The following is a 5473-nucleotide window of genomic DNA, read 5'->3' on the forward strand; positions in this document are numbered from 1 at the left end:
CTGCACGTAGTAACAATGCCAGATCGGCTGCAGCTTGTTGGCTTTTCATATTGGTAATACTAAAACGCGAACTTAAATGCTGAGCAATATTGGCAACATTAATAACTTCGCTTTTTTTAACTACTTCGCCTTTAGCGTTTTGAGAATACTCAGAGTAAACTGTCGCCATTGGCTTACCAATGTTGGCTTTTGAAAACGCCGACATTGCATCGCCGCCTTGGCCGTCTAGGCTTAGTTGTACAAGTGGTTTACCCCAATCGTCGCGCCCTATGTTTGCATTATTAATATGATCGCCTGTAAAAATTGGCACAGGATCGAGCTTTATGGTTCCGCCCGATTGCATATTAAATGTTTGCCCGCCAATTTCTTTTAATTGATAAAAACCAAGCGATGCTGTTGCACCAATAATACGTTTTGCTTCGGTTGGATCTTGCACGCCTGGTAGCTCTATACGAATGCGGTGCTTTCCTTGGCGCTGTGTTACCGCTTCGGTAATGCCTAACTCTTCAATACGTGAACGAAGGGTTGTGAGTGTTTGCCCCATTACTTCTTTATCAAAGCTGCTGCGGCCTTGCTCCGAATAACTAAATTTGGCAGTTTTAACGCTGCCGTTATTGCTTGTTACAACGGCTAAATTAGCAAATCGGCTTTGTAGCTCTTCAATAACTGGGGTTAACTTGTCGGTTGCATTAGGCAATGCGTTTATTTCAAACCCCTGCTGAGTTTGCTGCGCTTTTACGCCATGTGCTTTTTGCTTAATAATAATTGATTTAGCTTGTTGATACGCACTGACTAACTGCTCATCAACGGCTTTATCTAAATCTACGTCTAGTACAAATAGCACACCGCCATTTAAATCAAGGCCCAGCTTTATTGGTGATAAACCAAAATCTTGTAACCATGTTGGGCTGGTTGCATGCTCAACAATTTTAACTTGCATGTTTGGGTATTGCGCTTTTATAGCCGCTTGCGCCTGAGCGCTTTTAATTGGCTCGTTTAAAAGTACATTAATAGTCGATTGCTTATCTAAACCCTGCTCAACCTCTAACCCTTGGTTATTCAAAAAAGTAACTAGCGTTTTAGTGCTCGGTAAAGATTGCGTTTCGCTGTGCGGAGCAGCACTGATGTGCAACCACGATTTATTTGGATATAGGTTTGGTAATGCGCTGATAGCTAATAAAACCAATACTATTAGCATGGCTATATAGCTTAATTTGAACTTAGCCGAAGACGGCTTTTTATCTTTTTTAAAACTTAACATGTTGAATCCTTATTGCTAGCAAAGCTAGCAACGTGCTTTTTAAAAGCACAATTAATCTGCAGGCTAAAACTTTAAAAGTTAAAACCTAATAAAATTAAATAAGGAAAATTAAGCGTGGTAGGTAGTTACAGCTCTGTAGAGTAAGTTTACGTCTTTCCAGCCACTCAAGCGCGACTTTTTACTATTAGTTACAAGCGTATACCAAGGCTGTATAGGATTAATCGCTCTTGGTCGTAAGAATATATGCCTAACAAGATTTTGAGCAAAAAATTCAAAAACCACATCGTATTCTGGCTCACTTTGAACAGTGTGCAAAAACAATGATGAATTATTGGCTGTTAACCTTGGTTGGTGCGCGTCAAAATCGGTTTGATGCGTTTTTTTATGCTGCGAAGTATCTACAGACTTACTAATAGCCTGTATTTTAGTTAAATCGGCAATATCAGTAAGCGAAACCTGCGTACTAACAGTAGTATTTAAATTTTGTGAGGCGCCCATAGCATTGCTCTGCACACTAAAAAGTGCAGCAAGTAGCAAAAAGGCAGTTAAAAACACTCTAAATTTAAACATTCACGTTTTAAAACTAAAATAAGGGATGCGTAGTATATAAGGGCAAGCATTTAAAATACAATGCTTATTAATTAAGTATTTAGTTTTAACAGAGATCACTAATGCGCCCCAGACAAAGCACAGAAAAACGCCCAGACGCCATGAATTTACGCCAAAGTGTAATAACACTGTGGCCCTACCTTACAAAATTTAAAGGCCGTGTTTTTATTGCACTTATGGCGCTTATAGGCGCAAAAGGTGCCACGCTTTTAATGCCTTGGGCACTTAAAGAAATAATAGACTCTGTAGATAAGTCCATTAACCCACTGTTAGTTATTCCTGCTTTATTATTATTGATGTACGGTGGACTGCGTTTTGCTAGCGTATTTTTAGGTGAAATAAGAGATGCTGTATTTTCTCGTGTAACCGAGCACGCTATGCGTGATATTGGTTTAAAAGTATTTAAGCATTTGCACTCACTTGAGCTGGCTTTTCATTTAGATAGGCAAACCGGTGGCATTAGCCGCGATATAGAACGCGGTACGAGCGGGTTAAGCTTTTTAATGCGCTTTTTAATGTTTAATATAGTGCCTACTTTGTTTGAAATACTTACCGTTGCGATTATTTTTGGCACGTTGTTTTCTGTTTGGTTTGCGCTTATTACATTACTGGCAGTCGCTATTTATATTACCTTTACTGTGGTGGTTACTCAGTGGCGAAACCGCTTTATTAGAGAAGCAAATGCTGCCGACAATCAAAGTAATACCCGCGCCATAGACAGCCTACTTAATTATGAAACTGTAAAGTATTTTAATAACGAACAGTTTGAAGCAAAAACGTACGACACCTTTTTAGCAAACTGGGAAAAAGCCCGTTTAAAAAATAGAATGTCGCTGCTCGCCCTCAACTCAGGCCAAGCACTTATTATTGCTTGTGCTATTACCGCGTTAATGTGGTTGGGCTCAACCGAGGTAGTTGCAGGTACGCTTTCTATTGGTGAACTTGTGATGATTAACGCGTATATGATTCAGCTATTTTTACCGCTTAACTTTTTAGGTTTTGTGTACCGCGAAATAAGACGCGCCCTAACCGACCTTGAAAACATGCTTGGGCTACTTAATAAGAAACCACAAATAACCGATGCACTTAATGCTAAAGAGCTAAATATTAGCCAAGGTGAAATAACATTTAACAATGTAAGTTTTAGTTACGATGCGCATCGCCCTATTCTTAATAACCTTAGTTTTAGTGTTAAAGCTGGCAGCAAAGTAGCCATTGTTGGTGCCAGTGGTGCTGGTAAAAGTTCATTAGCGCGACTGCTTTATCGTTTTTATGATGTAAGCGCTGGTGAAATTAGTATCGATAATCAAGCAATAAACTCAGTAACACTTAATAGTTTACGAAAAGCCATTGCTATTGTGCCGCAAGATACTGTGCTGTTTAACACCACCATTCGTGAAAATATCGCTTACGGTAGGCCATCAGCAAGTGATGCAGAAATTGATGAAGCCATTGCAATGGCGCATTTAAAAGACTTTATAGCAACACTTGATAAAGGCGATAAAACGCTGGTTGGCGAGCGTGGTTTAAAAGTATCAGGCGGCGAAAAACAGCGTATTGCCATTGCACGCGCTATTTTGAAAAAGTCCCCTATTTTAATTTTTGATGAAGCAACTTCAGCCCTCGATTCTCATTCTGAGCAAGCAATACTCGCAGCAATGCGTGAAGTTGCCAGTAACCATACGAGCGTTGTTATTGCTCATCGCCTTTCTACTATTACCGATGCAGACACTATTATTGTGCTCAAATCCGGAAAAATTATTGAGCAAGGTAAGCACGACGAGTTACTTACTCTCGCCGGAGAATATTCCCGTATGTGGGAGCTTCAGCATAAAAAATAAATAGTGTGTAACCCCTCTTAGCTCGGATACTTTCAAGTATTCGAGCTAAATAAAGCTTTTATAGCACCTATTAGCCTTTCTCTTTTATTCTATATTAGTTTTATCGAGCACTGTGGTGATTCACCTCAAAAGGTTTGTTTGTATGATTAATATCAATAACAATCGATAAGTTAAATATTCGTAACAATAAAAATGATTCACTGCTGCTTTAATTCAATCAGTGATACTCAGGAGTAAGTAATGAAAAAGAGTTTAATTGCCGCAGCATTAGCTGCCACATTTATTACCGGTTGTTCAGAGCCGCAAACAACAAAAACAGACGAGCAACAACCTAAAGTAGCCACTGCAGCAGTAACAGAAAAAGCAGAGTTAGGTAGTTTTGGTGTTGACCTAACAGCCCGTAACGAAGCAGTTAAACCAGGCGATGACTTTTTTATGTATGCCAGTGGCACGTGGTATGACAACTACGTAATGCCTGCAGATAAAACCCGCTACGGTGCATTTTCAGGATTAGCTGAGCGCAGCGAAGGCGATGTTAAAGCTATTATTGAAGAAATAGCAGCACGTAAAGATTTAAACGCAGAAGAAAAACTCGTTGCTGATTTTTACAATGCGTATATGGATACCGAAACACTTAATAAACTAGGTGTAGCGCCTATTAAGCCATTGTTAAGTGAAATTAATGATATATCGTCGACTGACGATTTAGCTGAAATGTTTGGTAAGTCTTGGTTAACCGGTAATAAAGCCCCTTTTGGCGGCGGCATGTGGTTTAATCGCCTAGACCCTAATAAATATGAAATGTCACTAGGTGCTGGTGGGTTAGGCTTACCAGATCGCTCTTACTACCTTGAAGACGCTGAGCGCTTTGTAAAAACCCGAACAGCTTATGTTGCTCACATTGCTGACATGCTTGAGTTTGCAGGCACTGAAAATACCGCTGAGCGCGCTCAAGCAATTGTTGATCTTGAAACCAAAATTGCACAAGGTCATTGGCCTCGTGAAAAGCGCCGTAATCGCGATTTAACCCTAAACCAAGTTGAACGTGCTGATTTAAGCACTGCTTATCCTGGCTTTAACTGGGATTTATACTTTGCGCAAACAGGTTATAAAGTACCTCAGTTAAATGTGTCTCAGCCTGAGCCAATAAAAGCGATGATTGAGCTAATCAATCAAGAAGATATTGCAGTATGGAAAGACTACCTAACGTATCACGCTATTAGCGGTAACGCAGGTTTACTATCAGAAGACGTATTTAATACTAACTTTGCTTTTTTTGGTAAAGAACTAAACGGACAGCAAGAACCTCGCCCTCGTTGGAAACGTGCAATAAGTGAAATGTCAGGCACAAGTTCGCTTGGTTTTGCTATTGGTAAAATATACGTAGCACGTTACTTCCCTGAATCATCAAAACAACAAATGTCAGAGCTGGTTGAAAACCTACGCACAGCCCTCGGTGAACGTATTGATAATCTAGAGTGGATGGGCGATGCAACTAAAGTAAATGCGCGCGCTAAACTGGCTGCATTTGTACCAAAAATTGGTTATCCCGATGTATGGCAGTCTTATGATGGTTTAAGTATTACTAAAAACGATTTAATCGGTAATGTGAAAAACATGCGTGAGTTTTTCCACGCAGAAAGTGTTGAAAAAGAGCTACAAAAAACAGATCGTAACCGCTGGGGCATGACGCCACAACGCGTAAACGCTTACTACAATAGCTCGTTTAATGAAATTGTATTTCCGGCTGCGATACTACAAC

Annotated in this window: 4 protein-coding genes; 2 read left to right on the top strand and 2 right to left on the bottom strand. The window is 39.9% G+C overall.

Annotation, left to right across the window (positions count from 1 at the left end; translation table 11 throughout):
• A partial coding sequence (locus tag L654_RS0102280) for a preprotein translocase subunit SecD (protein ID WP_024607140.1) occupies positions 1-1261 on the bottom strand: 1261 nt, incomplete at its 3' end.
• A gap of 108 nt (positions 1262-1369) precedes the next feature.
• Entirely contained in the window at positions 1370-1831 is a 462-nt protein-coding gene (locus L654_RS0102285) for a hypothetical protein (protein WP_024590112.1), read from the bottom strand.
• A gap of 101 nt (positions 1832-1932) precedes the next feature.
• Between L654_RS0102285 and L654_RS0102290 the strand changes: the two genes are divergently transcribed.
• Together L654_RS0102290 and L654_RS0102295 are read left to right on the top strand one after the other, a co-directional pair.
• Positions 1933-3711: an ABC transporter ATP-binding protein/permease gene (locus tag L654_RS0102290; RefSeq protein WP_024590111.1), complete on the top strand. Its 1779-nt coding sequence runs from the start codon at positions 1933-1935 to the stop codon at positions 3709-3711.
• A 240-nt stretch (positions 3712-3951) separates the two neighbouring features.
• On the top strand, positions 3952-5473 hold a 1522-nt coding region (locus L654_RS0102295), incomplete at its 3' end, for a M13 family metallopeptidase (RefSeq protein ID WP_024607141.1).

The sequence above is a fragment of the Pseudoalteromonas sp. TAB23 genome, assembly GCF_000498075.1.
GTDB classification, from domain to species: domain Bacteria; phylum Pseudomonadota; class Gammaproteobacteria; order Enterobacterales; family Alteromonadaceae; genus Pseudoalteromonas; species Pseudoalteromonas arctica.

Coding starts and splice junctions, on each gene's coding strand:
- L654_RS0102285 (WP_024590112.1), bottom strand. CDS start 1,831: ATGTTTAAATTTAGAGTGTTTTTAACTGCCTTTTTGCTACTTGCTGCA.
- L654_RS0102290 (WP_024590111.1), top strand. CDS start 1,933: ATGCGCCCCAGACAAAGCACAGAAAAACGCCCAGACGCCATGAATTTA.